Here is a 16,552-nt window from a genome sequence, read left to right on the forward strand (position 1 = left end):
ATTTTTTATGCATTTTAAAACTGCTACAGTATTTTGTGCCAATGTAAATTATAATCAATTATAAGATTCAAGAAGAGAGACTACAAACGGTTTAAGCTTTTGTGAACTAAATTTTTCTTAAATTTGAGAAAGACTATATAAAATATGGTAGATTTCATTGGGATTTTAAAAAAGAAAATTGATGCACAAAATAATATTACACCACAGTTGCGTGAACGAATTTATAAACAAGCCTTTGAAATACTAGAGCATAAATTTTTAGAAATAAAAATGCCAAAAAAAATGGCAGATGCACAAAGACAGGCTTTACAAAGTGCTATTGTGGCTATTGAAGAGGAATATTTAACTGCTGAAAAAGAGTTGCTTTCTTTAGTTATGGGGTGGGATCTTACAGGTAAAGATAACAATAACGAAAATGTACAAAAGTCTGTACTATCACAAAGTGGTGATACATCAGCTGTAGTTACAGAAGAAAAAAAAAGACAACAACCATCTGTTAGTGGTAGAAAGAGTAAAAAGGCACTTGATAAGCTTTCTGTAGAATCGAAAATGTCAAATACAGAGCCTACCTATATGGATACTTCTTTGGCTCCTTGTTCAAGTAAAGTACATTCGAATATTGAAAAAAATGCTCGTAAAAGTACGGCTTTACAAACAGACACTTCCCATGTTGTTTCACATATTTTCGCTCAAGCCCTTCGGCGTGCTAATCGGTCAATTATAAAAAAGCGTATTTTAATAGGTATCGCTATCTTTATTGGTTTTTTTATTTTATTGATCGGAGTTTTTTTTGTTGGTGAATATATGTTCACATCATATAATAATCAGATACAGGAAGCAAATGTTCAAGCTTCTAATGGATTACAAAGAGAAGGACAAACCAATCAAAAGTTGACGCAACGCTTGTTGGAAGATGGAAGTGAAGTTGATGCTGGTTCAATTGAAAAAACAGATAAAAAAACAGAGTTTCTGAGTGAGGAGGAGGCATCAACAATTGTTGCTGACAATTCGAAAACAATTGAACATCCAGGTGAGGTTATATTCTATAAGACACATGCAGATCATGATTCAGAAAAAGTGATAACGGGTAATGCTTGGTGGTCACTTATAAAAGAAGCTTCTGTTAAAGATGCACCAGAAGAATTAGCTATACGAGGTGATATAAACATTCCAAGTGAGGGGTTATTATTACAGTTAACTTTGCGCCGTAATATTGATCCATCTTTCCCTACAGCTTATATTATGGATCTTGTTTTTATGACTACTGATAAATTTTCAGGTCAAGCAATACATGATATTAAAGAGTTAACTTTTAAGGCCAGTAAACAATCAGTCGGTCAACCCTTAAAAGGAGCTTCTGTAGCTAAGATTGATGATGATTTTTTTCTTTTTGCATTAAGTAACAATCATCCATTTCGTGACCAAAACTTACAAATAATTCGCGAATTAGATTGGATTCATTTGGTGATAAGTGACAAAAACGGTCATATGAGCGAATTCACTTTTGAAAAAGGGCCAACAGGCAAGGCTATTTTTAATGAAGTTATTGAACAATGGCTTGCACAAACAGCTAAACAAACGATTTTTGATTAGGAAATAATATATTAAAATAAAAGAGGTAAAGATAGACTCTTTTAAAGAGCTAACCCCCTATAAACCAACCTATTAATAGGTTGGTTTATAGGGGGTGGTTGGGGTATTTCTCTACTTTAATTCCGATTCATTTCAGAAACGCGCAAAGAGTGCTGTTGTTGTGCTTTTTTCTGGGATAGAATAGCTGCTTTAATAGAATTTTGCACTTTTTCAAATGCACGCATTTCGATTTGTCTTACACGCTCTCGACTGATGTTGAATGTATTTGAAAGTTCTTCAAGTGTCAGCGATTCATCACTTAACCGACGTGCTTTAAATATATGCTTTTCGCGCTCACTGAGGTTATCTATAGCATTTATTAACATAGAGCGGCGGTTTTCTAATTCATCTTGTTCAATCAAAATTTGTTCTTGACTATTTGAATCATCAACTAACCAATCTTGCCATTCGGTCTTCTCACCTTCTTTTGTGCGAAGAGGTGCATTGAGTGAAGTATCGCCACTAAGTCGATGATTCATGGAAACAACTTCATCTTCTGTGACATTTAATCGAGTTGCGATCTCTTTGACTTGTTCTGCATTGAGATCACTGTTATCAAGAGCTTGAAGTTTATTTTTTAATTTACGAAGATTGAAGAACAAACGCTTTTGATTAGCAGTTGTTCCCATTTTTACTAAACTCCAAGAACGTAAAACATATTCTTGAATTGACGCTTTAATCCACCACATCGCATAAGTTGCAAGACGAAATCCACGTTCTGGTTCGAAACGCTTAACAGCTTGCATAAGTCCAATATTACCTTCTGAAATAACCTCTCCAATAGGTAAGCCGTAACCTCGATATCCTATTGCAATTTTAGCTACAAGACGCAAATGACTCGTAACAAGCTTATGTGCAGCTTTTGGGTCGTTATGTTCACGATATCGCTTAGCTAACATATACTCTTCTTTTGGCTTAAGCATTGGAAAACGACGTATTTCTTCTAAGTAACGATTAAGACCTCCATCACCTGCTATGATTGATGGTAAATTTACATGGGCCATATAGCACCCTCCTTTCATATGAATTCCCTAATAAGGCAAATTCTATTTCCAAGTACTATATCAGTATTTCTTTCTTTTTTCCATCACTATAATTTTTAATTTTGTTCGAAAATGGGTATTTTGTTATTGAAATCATTGAAATGGTGAAAAGTTCCAATTAAGTTTTTTAAAATGATTGATAAGTTCAGCCATATCTTGAGGGAGAGGTGAGGAAAAAGACATAATTTCACCTTTAGCGGGATGCTCAAAAGTAAGGCTAGCTGCATGAAGTGCTTGCCGGTTGAATTGATCGATAGCATTTTTAATCGTCGCATTAAGTGTGTTTGTTTTTGTTTTAAAGGCATTTCCATAAACTGTGTCACCTACGAGTGGGTGTCCGATATGAGCCATGTGAACACGGATTTGATGTGTGCGTCCAGTTTCCAGGCGACATTCTAGAAGGCTGGCGAAGGGTTCTGCATCTACACAGGTTTTATATTTTTCAAGTAAAGAAAAATGCGTAATAGCACGGCGGGCATGAACATTCTGATGGCGGACAACAGTTTGCTTTATTCGGTTATGGGGAGAGCGGCCAAGGGGCACATCAATTGTCCCAATGTTGCGACGTGGAGTATTCCAAATCAAAGCATGGTAGCGCCGATCTAATGCGCAGGTACGTCCATGGTCAGAAAATTGGGCGCTGAGACTTTTATGAGCAAAGTCATTTTTAGCAACAACCATCACCCCACTTGTGTTTTTGTCAAGACGGTGAACAATACCAGGACGTTTAACACCACCAATACCAGATAAACTATCACCACAATGGTGAATAAGAGCATTAACCAATGTTCCCGTCCAATTTCCATTACCGGGATGGACAACAAGGCCAGCTGGTTTATTGATAACAATGACGTGGTCATCTTCAAATAGAATATCAAGTACAATAGCTTCACCTTCAAGATGTATGTTCTTGAGAGGAGGTATTATCAATTCAATCGTCTGGTTAGGTTGCAATTTTGTTTTTGGTTCTTTTATTAATTGACCATCAACTTTAAGGTAACCTTCACGTATCAGAGTTTGCAAACGTGAGCGCGATAGCTCATTATGATATTTTTTAGCAAGCCATTGATCAATACGTTGCCCAAGAGCACTTTCATCTGTTGTTTGTTGTATCACCATACGGTCCTGTTTTTGAAGTTTTTTATGAAATTCTTTTACCAGTACGAAATTGCTTTGGTATCCAGAAATTCTTCAATTCCCCATCTTCCACCTTCACGGGCACGTCCGGAAAATTTTACTCCTCCAAAATAACTACCATTTGGTAAGTTATGTCCATTAATTTCCACCATGCCAGAACGCAATTGTACAGCAATACGCCGACATTTAGCTTGATCTTGCGATTGTATATAATTTGTGAGTCCATATTCTGTGTCATTGGCCAAGGCTACAGCCTCATCTTCTGTGTTAAAGGGAAGGATCGAAAGGACTGGACCAAATATTTCTTCTCGGAAAATGCGCATGTCAGATTTAACATCGGCAAAAACTGTTGGGCGTACATAATAACCGCGTGTCATTCCTATGGGCAAACCAATTCCACCTGCAACAAGAGTTGCGCCTTCATCAATTCCAGATTGAATAAGGGCTTGGATTTTATCATATTGCTGTTTTGAGACTACAGGGCCAATATGATTTCCTGCCTTGTGATTTGAAGCTACCGTGGTTGTTTTAGCAATATGCTGTGCTGTTTTTACAGCTTCGTTATAGATTGAATGTTCCACAAGCATGCGCGTTGGTGCATTGCAGCTCTGCCCACTATTGTAAAAACAGTGCCGTACACCGCGTTGAACGGCATCTATATCGGCGTCGGCAAAAATGATATTGGCTCCTTTACCTCCAAGTTCTAGACAGACCCTCTTTAAAGTATCACTAGCGTTTTTAGAAATAATTTTTCCTACTCTGGTTGAGCCGGTAAAACTAATCATTGCTACATCTGGATGAGAAGATAAATAAGAACCTACGTTATCTCCATCGCCATTGATGAGATTAAAAACGCCGGCAGGTAGAGCAGCTTCATCTAAAATTTCAGCAAAGAGTATGGCAGAAAGAGGAGCAATTTCAGAGGGTTTTAAAACCATAGTGCAACCAGCTAATAATGCCGGGATGACTTTAAGGGTTATTTGATGTATAGGCCAATTCCATGGAGTGATCAACCCTACGACACCAATAGAATCATATTGAAGGATTGCGTTATTGTTTCCTTTTATTAAAGCTTTTTGGAATAAAAATTCTTCAAAAGCTTTAATGAAATCGCGGATATTATCACTCCCAGCTGTAGTTTGCGCATTGCGCGCCATATCGATAGGCGCACCCATTTCCATTGAAATGGCTTTAGCCATATCTTCAGAGTGTTTTTCATAGATTTCTAAGATTTTTTTAACAAAGGAAAGACGTTGACTCGGTGTGGTTGTTTTCCAGTTTTGAAAAGCCTTTTTAGCGGCTACAATCGCTTTATCTGTATCTTGGATACTGCTGTTGCTGATAATAGCACAAGCTTCTTCTGTTGAGGGGTCAATGACATGCAGATCATTGGGAGTACTCGGATCATTCCAGAGGCCATTAATATAAAATTTTCGTTTATTTAACATGGCTTGCTTCCTATTTTTTCGTTTTTAAATTGTATACGACTAGATTTTTATAACAAGATTATTTTGCTTAAATATGCGTAAACGTTGATTATTATATCGCAAGTGTGCACTAAGCGTACTGAGATGGTGGAATTTTGCCAAATTGAAAAAAGGTAATAGTTGTTTTTATATAATTTTATAATGGTGTTTGCATTAATAGAGCAGTTGGTTTGACGTATTGTTCATAAAGCATGTCTTATGACAAAGTGTTTCAGTATTGAAAGTTATAAAGAAGTAAAATCAAGATCTTCTTGTTAGATGGATTTCTGAAGTTTTTAGATGCATTTAAATTTTTCTTAATAAAAGTACAATTAATGATGCTTATTTTCGTTTAAAATTGGCTGATGACAAAAGGTTATTAACCTTCATAGTGTATCGCTTGCGCATTCTTTTTTGAAAAATCATTCTCGTTACTATAATTTTGTTGGATATTATGCGTAATTTAAAAACTATATCTATGTCTACGTCTTGTTTGGTTGATAAGGATGCAGAAGATGCATCAGAACAAAACTCATCTGGCAGTTTTGATAAGATGTTTTCTTATCCGACAGTGTGGAAAAAGGCATTTACTCTTGAACAGAATGTGCGTTTCACTCGAACTCCAGAAGTTGAAATTTTGCGTCGTCGTATAGAAGGAAATCCAATTTTTGCAAAACGGTTTGAAACTTTTGCAAAGCAAGAACCGCAAAAATTAACGGATGTCACAGAATTTAAAATGCAACCTCAATTGGCACAAGAGGTGTTTCATTCTCAATCACTTGAAAATAAAGTATCACTTTATTGTTCAACAACTCTTGGACAATCCGTGCAACAGGCTGTTAGTACACCAATTGAAAAAAATACAGTTGAGAATACCTTGCAGGTAGAGAGTGTAGCGCAAGAAATAAAACCTATTTCTTATCTTTCTGATAATGCGTTTTTTGAGTGTGAGCCCTTTTTACTAGAGCAAGTCAATGTTAGAATTTCACAAGAAGAAGATGCATCTGTTAATTTAGAAAATAATAGGGCTTTGCTGGGAAAAACTTCTTCTTTTGATGAATCAGTTTCTACTTTTTATCGTGTGCTTGAATGCCATTTCCCACAATCTTATAATGCGATTGTGTCAGAAGTTTCAGAAAATGATGTTCAGGATGATGAGGGAATTTCTGATTTAGATCATACTAACGACGAAATTGTTAGAGAGGTTCAAATACAGAACACTGAACCTGTTTTCGAAGAAATTGAAGAGGTTCAAGAACTGTCTGTTGTTGAGACACCTGATTGTGAGATAAGCGATGTGATGGATATAGACACTGCAGTAGGTGATGATCCCCATAACATTGCTAACTGTATGACAACTGATGTGACAAAAAGTGTAGAAGATCTTTCTGTAACAAAAATAGTAAGAAGCACAATGGAAACTACTGATGTGTCATTTCGCAACCATACTTCTGCTTTTATACCGAGTTCCCAATCTATTGATTGTGGTGTTTATGAATTACCTCCGATTGAACTATTACAAGAGCCTGTTTTTCAGGATGATACGTCGATTTCTCAAGAAACGCTGGAGCGCAGTTCCGGACTTTTAGAAAGTGTTTTGGAAGATTTTGGTATTAAGGGTGAAATTATTCATGTTCGTTCAGGACCGGTGGTAACAATGTATGAATTTGAGCCCGCTGCTGGGGTGAAATCATCGCGAGTTATAGGTCTTTCTGATGATATTGCTCGTTCTATGTCTGCCATGTCTGCACGTGTTGCTGTAATTCCTGGGCGTAATGTTATTGGAATTGAATTACCAAATGCAGTACGTGAAACTGTTTATTTGCGTGAATTAGTCCAGTCGAGCACTTTTCGCGATAGTGAATTTAAATTAGCTCTTGCTTTGGGGAAGGGAATTAATGGTGATCCTGTAATTGCAGAATTAGCAAAAATGCCTCATTTATTGATTGCAGGCACGACAGGTTCGGGTAAATCTGTTGCTATTAATACAATGATTTTATCGATTCTTTATCGAATGACGCCAGAGCAATGCCGTTTAATTATGATTGACCCTAAGATGTTGGAGCTTTCTATCTATGATGGTATTCCTCATCTTCTAACGCCCGTAGTAACTGATCCAAAGAAAGCTGTAACAGCTTTAAAATGGGCTGTTCGTGAAATGGAAGAACGTTACCGCAAAATGGTGAAATTAGGTGTACGTAATATTGATGGTTTTAATGCACGGGTTACGCTTGCGGTCGAAAAAGGTGAGACAATTATGTGCACCGTTCAGTCCGGTTTTGATAGGGAAAGTGGTGAAATACTTTATCGTGAAGAAGAGATGGATTTAACACAATTGCCTTATATTGTTATTATTGTTGATGAAATGGCTGATCTCATGATGGTTGCGGGGAAAGAGATTGAAAGCGTCATTCAACGTTTAGCACAAATGGCGCGTGCTGCAGGCATTCATCTTATTATGGCAACACAACGTCCTTCTGTTGACGTGATTACTGGCACGATTAAGGCGAATTTTCCTACACGTATTTCTTTTCAGATAACTTCAAAAATTGATAGTCGTACAATTTTGGGAGAACAAGGTGCTGAAACACTTTTAGGTCAGGGAGATATGCTTCATATGGTTGGTGGAGGACGCATTGAACGTGTTCACGGGCCTTTTGTTTCTGATGAAGAAGTTGAATCTGTGGTTGCACATCTTAAAGTACAAGGAAAACCTGATTATTTAGCAACTGTAACAGATAGTGAACACGATGATGATAAAATAGAAGATGCTCATTCGGTTGCCGAAATTATTGCGGCGGGAAGTTCTAATGAGGACGGTGAAGAACTTTATATGCAAGCTGTTAAAGTTGTAATGCGCGATAGAAAATGCTCAACATCCTATATCCAGCGTCGACTTGCAATTGGTTATAATAAAGCTGCTTCTCTTGTTGAAAGAATGGAAGAAGAGGGTATTGTTGGAACTGCCAATCACGTTGGGAAACGTGAAATTTTACTCAATGGGCGCAATGATCAAAATGATTTTAAGAGTATATAACGACGGTAATTTTAAAAACTAAAAACTTAATTTTATTTTATAAGAGCGGACATTATTTCCGCTCTTTTTTTGTCGCGAAATATTAAAAAGAATTTATAGAGAAAGACAAAGTAGAAATACTATCTTATATTTACAATTATTAGTAGGTAGTGCAGATGAATAGAAAAGAGGTTGAGAATGTCTTTAGCATTTTTAGATTTTCTAAAATGTAAAGAAATTAAACAAGCCTTTATAAAAGGAAAGGTAGCTTTTGTCTTATCCTTCGATGGTAGAAATATTCTTTGGTTAAATGGTGCTGCAGCATGTTTTTTTGGTTTTTCTTCTGTTACAGATGCAATTAAACAGCAGTCTTTCTTTGATGAAGAACTGCGTTGCCAAATATTAAATAATGCTCAATATACACGTTCTATTATATTGCATGGTTTAAAACGTTGTGCTGAATTTTCTATAGCTTCTATTGATATTACTGGTTTAGGTAAAGCATTTTTACTTGAAGCTTTGCTAGAAGAGAATGTCCCTCTTATTACTGGTTTAGATAGCGCAACAATGTCTGCTGCAATTATTGATCAACATGCAACTGTGTTGGAGGCTTCTTCCCATTTTAATTTTGTTGATGAAACAATTAAAATTCTACTCCAAACGATTGATGATGATCTTCCGGTGAAAACTGTTTTACCTATAGCAGGTGTTAATACACAAGTCGATGTGATCCGCTTGGGAGTAAAGCCGACGAGTTTTTTAGTGTTATATGCACAATTGAATGGGGATGAATTAGGTAGAGATCAAGGATCTTTTAGTTTTAAGCCACATCTTTTACCACAGCGTTTTATCTGGAAAATGGATGCAAATGGCTATTTTTTTGAGGTTTCAAAAGAGTTAGCTGAAACTGTCGGCCCTATATCTTCCCATATTATAGGATCTGATTGTCATAAACTTGCTGATCAATTTAATGATGAAAGATATCGGTCATTAAGTAGTTTTATTGAAGCTGCTATACCTTGGAAAGAACAGAAAGTTCAGTGGCCTGTTGACGATTGTCTAGAACGGGTTGATGTTGAGTTGTCCGCTGTTCCAGTTTTTGATACCAACCGTCAGTTTAAGGGATTCCATGGGTTTGGGATTTTAAAAGCACAAGAAAAAATACAAGATAAAAGTGATAAAAAACCGAATATAAAAACATCTGGTCTTTCAGAGATAGAGCGCTCAGCTTTTCATGAAATTGCAGAACAGTTGCGCGGTGAATTACATTTGTCTTTAGGGCATGAGAATACAGCTAAGAAAACGCCCGTTCAATTGCCATGTGCACAGATATTACCGGTGGATGTCATAAAACAGGCCTTAATAAAGGAACCTGAAGTAATTTTATCATTGTTGGATACAGTAACTGATGGCGTTTTGTGGCTTGATGGACAGGGCTGTGTTCAGTTTGCTAGTGACGCTGCTTTAGCATTGATTGGCTATGAAATGGATGAGTTACTGGCACAGCAGTTATCATCACTATTTACTTTTCAAAGCCGAGATTTGATTGAAGAGTATTTTAAATTGATCCGTATGGAGGGAAAAAATCAAATCTTTAATCGTGGTGAGACAGCTGATTTGATGACAAAAAATCACGAGAATATAAGGGTTTCTATGACGATTGTACCTTTGACTCTACAAAATAATTATGCCGTTATGTTGCGTGATATGACAGGGATGACTTTATCACCTTTAGATAAAATATCAGAAGAAAATAAAATGATTGAAATTATTCATGAAATGCGAACACCTTTAAATGCTCTTATTGGTTTTGCAGAAATTATGAAAGATGGCCGTTTTGGTTTAATAGAAAATGAGCGTTATCGTAGATATTTACGTGATATTGTCTCATCTGGAAAACATATATTATCTCTGGTTAATCAATTATTAGAGTACTCTAAAGCAAATTATTCTAGTTCAAATGGCACAATTGATGCTCCTGTTATAACTCAAAAATTTGATGTAACAGCTTGTTTGCGTTCCAGTATAGCTTTTCTTGAAACGCAGGCGAATCATAATGGTATTATTATGCGTATTGTTGCACCGGCACGTGTGCCATTTATTGGTGTATCACAACAGATATTTCAACAGATTATATGGAATCTTCTTTCCAATGCCATCCGTTTTACACCTTCAGGTGGACAAATTGTTATCCATGTTTCCTATGGAAAAAAAGAGCGAGTGAAGATTTCAATTAGTGATAATGGTTTAGGGATGAGTGATGAAGAAGTTGTGCAAGCTATGCAACCTTATGGTCAGGTAGAGCGCAAGGATGGTCGATGTGGAGACAACATATTTATCGGGACTGGTCTAGGACTGCCAATATGTAAGACAATGGTGGAAGAGGTTGGTGGGCAGTTTTTGATATTTTCAAAACCCAATCATGGAACAACTGTAGAGATGTTTTTTCCCATGCTTCGTGAGTAAATCTATGGAATGGATTTATTTTGTATTGGCCAATAAGTCTCTGATTTCTGTCAACAGTTGTTCTTCAAGGGACATTTCTTTTAACTTTTCTACTTCTTCTTTTTGCTGGCGCATTTTATTTAAACCTTTGACAAACAAAAAAAGGATCCACGCAATAATCAAAAAATTGATAAAAAGTGTCATAAAGTTTCCATAGGCAATGGTAGCACCTGCCTCTTTTGCAGCGCTTAATGTGGCTTTTTTCTCGCCGGCGAGCTGAATAAACATGTTAGAAAAGTCAATGCCGCCTGTGATAAAGCCGATGATTGGCATAAAAATGTCGTTAACAATTGAATTGATCAAACCACTAAAAGCGCTACCTATAATCACACCAATAGCGAGATCAATCATATTTCCTTTTAAGGCAAATTCTTTGAATTCTTTAAGCATTGCATTTCCCTCCTCGTGTATATGATGTACAGCAATTTAACTATCGCTTTTGGTAAAAAAAGAAAGAGGGAGAAGCTTATTTTCTTGAAAAATTACATTTCAAATATCAGCATTTTTTCTCATAGTATTGCAATGTATAAAAAGTGCTCATTAATGCTTCATTATATGATAGTATGCTTTTAAGATTCAGATGAATGGAAAGCTTCTTGCTAAAAGGCTGTATATCCTCTTCTTTTCAATGATAAAATGAGGAAATATATTTGATTGATGAAATCATTGCAGGAGTTTTATGGAAGAATTTTGGAAAAGAAGGTGCATTTACGAGATCACTTTTTTCTCTTCGAGGAAATTGGTCAACTTTTTAATATGTGAGTAGGTTGTTGAAAGGAAATAGGAAAGCATTATTCGAAATAAGAACAATCTTTTACCAGTCGATATTTTTAATAAGCTTGATGAGTTATTTCTTCTCGTTATGTGCGTCAATTTCTTTATTTGTATAATATATTTTATTGGTGTTTTTTTATTTTGAGAAGTTTAAATGAGATGAAAAGGGTAGTTTTCATTTTATGGAGGGAGATTTTGTGAGTTTTTTTCATTGTATTGGGCGTTCTTTTTATTTATGTTGGATCCGGAACGTGCGCATCGTTTAGCTATTGCTGGGTTAAAAACGGGATTGAGTGGGTATCAAGAAATTCTTGATGAGCGTTTGTGTGTAACTGTTGCAGGCCTTAAGTTTAAGAATTTTGTTGGTCTTGCCGCAGGTTTTGATAAAAACGCAGAGGTTATAGATGCTGTTTTAGGCTTAGGATTTGGTTTTAGCGAGATTGGTACAGTTACACCAAAACCGCAAATGGGAAATCCCAAGCCACGAATTTTCCGTTTGGTGGAAGATGAAGCTATTATTAATAGAATGGGTTTTAATAATGACGGACATCAGGCTGTTTACAAAAGGATTTGCGTGCATAAGAAGGGCGGTATTGTAGGGATCAATATTGGTGCTAATAAAGATACGGTCAATAAGATTGACGATTATATTGCAGGTATTACTTTCTTTTATGATGTAGCTGATTATTTCACGATTAATATTTCTTCACCTAATACACCAGGTTTGCGTGATTTGCAGGCACGTAGTAATTTGAATCTTTTAATGAAGGCTGTTTCACAAGCGCGCAATGAAAAAAGGAAAAACATGGTGTCTTCGTTCCGATTTTTTAAAAATTGCGCCCGATTTAACGGAGCAAGAATTAGACGATATAGCTGAGGAAATGAAACTATCTGATTTTGATGGTTTAATTGTTTCCAATACTACTCTTTCACGTCAAGGCCTTAAGAATAGTGCATTGATTAGCGAGGAGGGAGGGCTATCAGGACGTCCACTGTTTGAGCATTCCACCATTGTACTTGCCAAAATGCGTAAAAGATTGGGTAAAGATATTGCAATCATTGGTGTTGGTGGTGTACGTGATGCACAAACAGCTTTGGAAAAAATCAAAGCCGGAGCTGATTTAGTTCAGCTCTATAGCGGAATGGTTTATGAGGGGCCGGAACTTGCCGTAACTATTATGAGGGATGTTTTGCAGATTATGCAGAAAGATGGTATTGATACTATAAAAGCTTATCGCGATCATAGTGTTGATAATTGGGCAAAACGTGCACTTCTTTTGTCATGAGGTTGTTGTATTTTCACAAAAAAATGTAAGATTCTTTTTAAGGGGCTTGCAAACTCTCTTGATCTTCCGTATGTCACACAGACAGAGGATAAATATTTTTTAGGCGGTTGTAGCTCAGTTGGTTAGAGCGCTGGTTTGTGGCACCAGAGGTCGTAGGTTCAAATCCCACCAACCGTACCATTTTTCCAACATGTTTTAAGATAATGAAAAGCTTAAAAAGATCGCGAAGCGCATTTTATCTTGATAAAGGTTGTGATGTTTTGTAAAACAAATTAAATTTATGCAGTTTTTACACGGTGTTTATGCATAAAATGGTGTCATAAAAAGGGGGGCTTTAATTGTTTTTTGAGTTTGTGTGTTATAGCTGTGAGAAATAGCGAGCCAATGAAACGCAAAGGTTATAAGCCTGTTTCTGATTTTCTAAAAAGTTTGCGTGGTGTAAATAATTGGGAACAAGTTTCGCAATGGCTTTCATTCCGAGATGTGGAAGATATTGAGTGTATTACACCTGATCAGGCGGGGGTAGCACGTGGCAAGATGATGCTTTCTAAAAAATTCACATCAGAAACATCTTTAGCATTGCCTTCAGCAGTTTTTATGACAACAATTTCAGGATCTTATCCTGAAGATGGAAATGGTTTTGAATATCCAAAAACAGATGGTGATTTACGTCTTGAGCCTGATCTTTCTACACTGAGTATTGTGCCATGGGAAGATGCACCTACAGCGCAGGTGATTTGTGATCTTGTATATCAAAATGGGCAGGCTGTTGATTATACACCACGTAATGTTCTACGGACAGTAATTGATTTTTATACTCAGATGGGGTTGAAACCGATTGTTTCACCAGAAATTGAGTTTTATTTAGTGGAAAAGAATCCTGATCCTGACTACCCTTTGGTACCTCCAGTTGGTCGTTCTGGACGTTCGATTGGTGGTGGGCAAGGCTACTCGATTGCGGGTGTTAATGAATTTGATGAGTTGATTGACGATATTTATCAATTTTCAGAGGCACAAGGATTGGAAATTGATACTCTCATTCATGAAGAAGGAGCAGGTCAATTTGAAATTAATTTACGTCATGGTGACCCTATTGAATTAGCCGATCAAGTTTTTATGTTTAAACGAACGATTCGTGAAGCAGCACTTAAATATAATATGTATGCAACTTTTATGGCCAAACCTATTCAGGGGCAACCGGGGTCTGCTATGCATATTCACCAATCTGTTATCGATCAAAAAACTGGAGACAATATTTTTACAGAGAAAGATGGTGGGGAAAGTATGTGTTTTCGCCACTTTATTGGTGGTTTGCAAAAGCATATGGCTGGAGTATTTGTTATGCTTGCTCCTTATGTTAATTCTTATCGGCGCCTTATGCCGTGTTTCTCTGCACCAGTTAATTTGCGGTGGGGGTACGATAATCGTACTACAGCGTTTCGTGTGCCACGTTCTGTTCCACAGGGACGACGCGTTGAGAATAGACTTCCTTCATCGGATGCTAATCCTTATTTAGCGCTTGCTGCTTCTTTAGCATGTGGTCTCATTGGTTTGCAAAACAAACTTGAACCAGATGAGCCGGCAGAGAAAACTGTAAATGCTGATAATATTGAATTACCGCGTGGATTAATTGAGGCGGTCAATTTATTTGAACAAGATAAAGCATTACGTGCTATTTTAGGAGATGCATTTGTAAGTACTTATGCTGCTATCAAACGACAAGAGTTTGAAACTTTTATGCAAGTGATTAGCCCGTGGGAGCGTGAGTATCTCCTGCTTAATGTTTAAATATTATCACTATGATTAATTCTCATCAAATTTCTCCAGGAGTTTCTTGGTATGAAGATACTTTGGAAGATCGCCCTTCTTATCCGTTGTTTGTTGGTGAACAGATACAATGCGATGTAGTTATTGTTGGAGGTGGATTTACAGGGCTTTCAGCTGCTTATCATTTAGCTAAGGCTGGAATGAGTGTTGTTTTGTTTGAAGCTTCATGTTTTGGCGATGGCGCTTCAGGGCGCAATGGTGGGCAATTGGGGACAGGTCAACGACAATGGGTAGAAGCACTAGAGAACAAGTATGGTTTTGAACGAAGTAAAATATTATTTGATTTAGCTGAAGAAGCCAAAAGAGATATTTTATCTTGGTGCACCATGCCTGATTGTAATATCGACTTTATAGCAGGCCAACTTTCCGTTACCCATAAACAACGTGAGATCAGAGCTTATCAGCAGCATGTTGAGGCTATGCAGCGTTATGGTTATCGTGGTCTTACTTTTATGGATAAGGCTGAAACAGATGAACGGCTTGGTTCGTCTTTTTACCATGGCGGTATTTATGATGTAGATACTGGCCATATCAATCCATTAAAGTTAATTGTTTGGTTAGCAAAAAAAGCAAAGAAAGTTGGCGCTAAACTTTATGAGAAGACTCAAGTAAAGGCGATAAAGCGCAACAATAACCAATGCGTAGTGGTGACAGAACGAGGCAATATAAAGGCTGAGAGTGTATTATTGGCGACCAATGCATATAATCTTGGGCTTCAGGATTTTGTGCAAAAACATATTTTTTCTATTCGTTCTTATATTGGAGCAACTGAACCATTATCAGAGTATGGTCGGATTCTTCCTGGAAGAGAAGCGGTAGATGATTCCCGTTTTATGGTTCGTTATTTTCGAAAAAGTATCGACAATCGTTTATTATTTGGTGGGGTAGAAAGTTATAGTAACCAGTATCCAGTTGATTTAGATGAGCGTATACGTCGGCAAATTATTGAAATTTATCCACACCTTCAATCTATAAATTTGACCCATCGTTGGGGAGCAACAGTAGCAATTACGTTTGAGCGCATGCCTTATGTTCGCCAACTTATGCCGGGTGTTACTTATTGTGGAGGATATTCAGGGCATGGGGTTATACTTGCCCCCTTTATAGGAAAATTATATGCTGAATGGTTATCTGGAAAACGTGAACGTTTTAAGTATTTTCAGGATTTAAAGATTTCATCCTTTCCGGGTGGTAAGATTTTTCGTTATCCGCTTATATTTTTAGCAATGAACTGGTTTTCTTTGATGGATCATTTTTAATCAGCTATTATTTAGAATGAAGAAAATTAATGGCTTGTTTAATGTCTGTCTATTGTAATGGTAAAAGCTTTTTGTAAATTTTGTAAGCTTGTATAATTGAGTGGAAAAATAGATAGGTTCATGGTTAGTAAAATTATTTCAAATATCTTTTTTTGATTGTATTTGGTGGTAATGGTGATTTAGCAAAACAAAAATTGTTCTTACTTTTTAATCATTGTTGATATGTTAGGCAGCTTAGTGAGCTAACAATTGTATTATAGAAGTTTTAAGCTTTCTGCTAAGTGATGAAGGATGTTATAATTTTCACGCTTTTCTTGAAAAGCATATTTATTGTATAGTTTTCAATCGAGCTAAGTTCTATCACGTTCTTATGTGTTTACCTCTTATATTTCTACTGAAATTATGTTGAGCTAAGAAGATAGAAAAGTCTTACTCTGTTGTTATCAAAAGATATAGTTGATATTTGAATTTTTTATTTGGTAGTTGGTCTCATCATTTTTTGGCAATCTCGTAAGTTAAATTGGAATAAAACAGTTTAGTAACGCAGCTACATGCGAGATTTTATTTATGAAAATCAATTGTCTGTGAATAAAAAACAGCAATTGAA

Annotated in this window: 9 protein-coding genes, 1 tRNA gene and 1 pseudogene; 7 read left to right on the forward strand and 4 right to left on the reverse strand. The window is 36.5% G+C overall.

The window, feature by feature from the left end; all coding sequences use genetic code 11:
• Positions 1-144 precede the first annotated feature (144 nt).
• Positions 145-1,593, forward strand: a complete 1,449-nt coding sequence (locus BWD121_RS00455) for a hypothetical protein (RefSeq protein ID WP_078662918.1) — start codon at positions 145-147, stop codon at positions 1,591-1,593.
• A gap of 116 nt (positions 1,594-1,709) precedes the next feature.
• Here the strand turns inward: BWD121_RS00455 and rpoH are convergent, their stop codons facing one another.
• The 3 genes from rpoH to BWD121_RS00470 all read right to left on the reverse strand — a co-directional run bounded on the left by rpoH (position 1,710) and on the right by BWD121_RS00470 (position 5,260).
• On the reverse strand, positions 1,710-2,636 hold the full coding sequence (rpoH, locus tag BWD121_RS00460; RefSeq protein ID WP_078662919.1) for an RNA polymerase sigma factor RpoH: 927 nt from the start codon (positions 2,634-2,636) through the stop codon (positions 1,710-1,712).
• Positions 2,637-2,768: 132 nt separating this feature from the next.
• Positions 2,769-3,794: an RluA family pseudouridine synthase gene (locus BWD121_RS00465; RefSeq protein WP_078662920.1), complete on the reverse strand. Its 1,026-nt coding sequence runs from the start codon at positions 3,792-3,794 to the stop codon at positions 2,769-2,771.
• 35 nt (positions 3,795-3,829) lie between these two features.
• On the reverse strand, positions 3,830-5,260 hold the full coding sequence (locus BWD121_RS00470) for an aldehyde dehydrogenase family protein (protein ID WP_078662921.1): 1,431 nt from the start codon (positions 5,258-5,260) through the stop codon (positions 3,830-3,832).
• Between the two features lie 472 nt (positions 5,261-5,732).
• On the opposite strand from BWD121_RS00470, the gene BWD121_RS00475 reads away from it, so the two are divergent.
• Together BWD121_RS00475 and BWD121_RS00480 are read left to right on the forward strand one after the other, a co-directional pair.
• The gene (locus tag BWD121_RS00475; protein WP_078662922.1) at positions 5,733-8,315 is read left to right on the forward strand and encodes a DNA translocase FtsK; all 2,583 of its coding nucleotides are present in this window, start codon (positions 5,733-5,735) and stop codon (positions 8,313-8,315) included.
• A 177-nt stretch (positions 8,316-8,492) separates the two neighbouring features.
• Entirely contained in the window at positions 8,493-10,760 is a 2,268-nt protein-coding gene (locus BWD121_RS00480) for a PAS domain-containing sensor histidine kinase (RefSeq protein WP_078662923.1), read from the forward strand.
• 15 nt (positions 10,761-10,775) lie between these two features.
• On the opposite strand, the gene mscL is transcribed toward BWD121_RS00480, so the two are convergent.
• Positions 10,776-11,189, reverse strand: coding sequence for a large conductance mechanosensitive channel protein MscL (gene mscL / locus BWD121_RS00485; protein WP_078662924.1), 414 nt, complete (start codon positions 11,187-11,189; stop codon positions 10,776-10,778).
• Positions 11,190-11,770: 581 nt separating this feature from the next.
• Here mscL and BWD121_RS00490 point away from each other — a divergent pair.
• The 4 genes and pseudogenes from BWD121_RS00490 (at position 11,771) to BWD121_RS00505 (ending at position 15,945) form a co-directional block, all read left to right on the forward strand.
• Positions 11,771-12,859, forward strand: a pseudogene (locus BWD121_RS00490) (quinone-dependent dihydroorotate dehydrogenase).
• 103 nt (positions 12,860-12,962) lie between these two features.
• Positions 12,963-13,039, forward strand: a tRNA-His gene (locus tag BWD121_RS00495).
• A gap of 180 nt (positions 13,040-13,219) precedes the next feature.
• Positions 13,220-14,647, forward strand: coding sequence for a glutamine synthetase family protein (locus tag BWD121_RS00500; protein ID WP_078664030.1), 1,428 nt, complete (start codon positions 13,220-13,222; stop codon positions 14,645-14,647).
• Positions 14,648-14,658: 11 nt separating this feature from the next.
• Positions 14,659-15,945, forward strand: coding sequence for an FAD-binding oxidoreductase (locus BWD121_RS00505; RefSeq protein ID WP_078662925.1), 1,287 nt, complete (start codon positions 14,659-14,661; stop codon positions 15,943-15,945).
• The last annotated feature ends 607 nt before the right edge of the window (positions 15,946-16,552 follow it).

The organism is Bartonella sp. WD12.1 (genome assembly GCF_002022415.1).
Lineage (GTDB): Bacteria > Pseudomonadota > Alphaproteobacteria > Rhizobiales > Rhizobiaceae > Bartonella.

Bases quoted from the DNA above. Each gene is read 5' to 3' on its own strand.
- BWD121_RS00455 (WP_078662918.1), top strand. From the start codon at position 145: ATGGTAGATTTCATTGGGATTTTAAAAAAGAAAATTGATGCACAAAAT.
- rpoH (WP_078662919.1), bottom strand. From the start codon at position 2,636: ATGGCCCATGTAAATTTACCATCAATCATAGCAGGTGATGGAGGTCTT.
- BWD121_RS00465 (WP_078662920.1), bottom strand. From the start codon at position 3,794: ATGGTGATACAACAAACAACAGATGAAAGTGCTCTTGGGCAACGTATT.
- BWD121_RS00470 (WP_078662921.1), bottom strand. From the start codon at position 5,260: ATGTTAAATAAACGAAAATTTTATATTAATGGCCTCTGGAATGATCCG.
- BWD121_RS00475 (WP_078662922.1), top strand. From the start codon at position 5,733: ATGCGTAATTTAAAAACTATATCTATGTCTACGTCTTGTTTGGTTGAT.
- BWD121_RS00480 (WP_078662923.1), top strand. From the start codon at position 8,493: ATGTCTTTAGCATTTTTAGATTTTCTAAAATGTAAAGAAATTAAACAA.
- mscL (WP_078662924.1), bottom strand. From the start codon at position 11,189: ATGCTTAAAGAATTCAAAGAATTTGCCTTAAAAGGAAATATGATTGAT.
- BWD121_RS00505 (WP_078662925.1), top strand. From the start codon at position 14,659: ATGATTAATTCTCATCAAATTTCTCCAGGAGTTTCTTGGTATGAAGAT.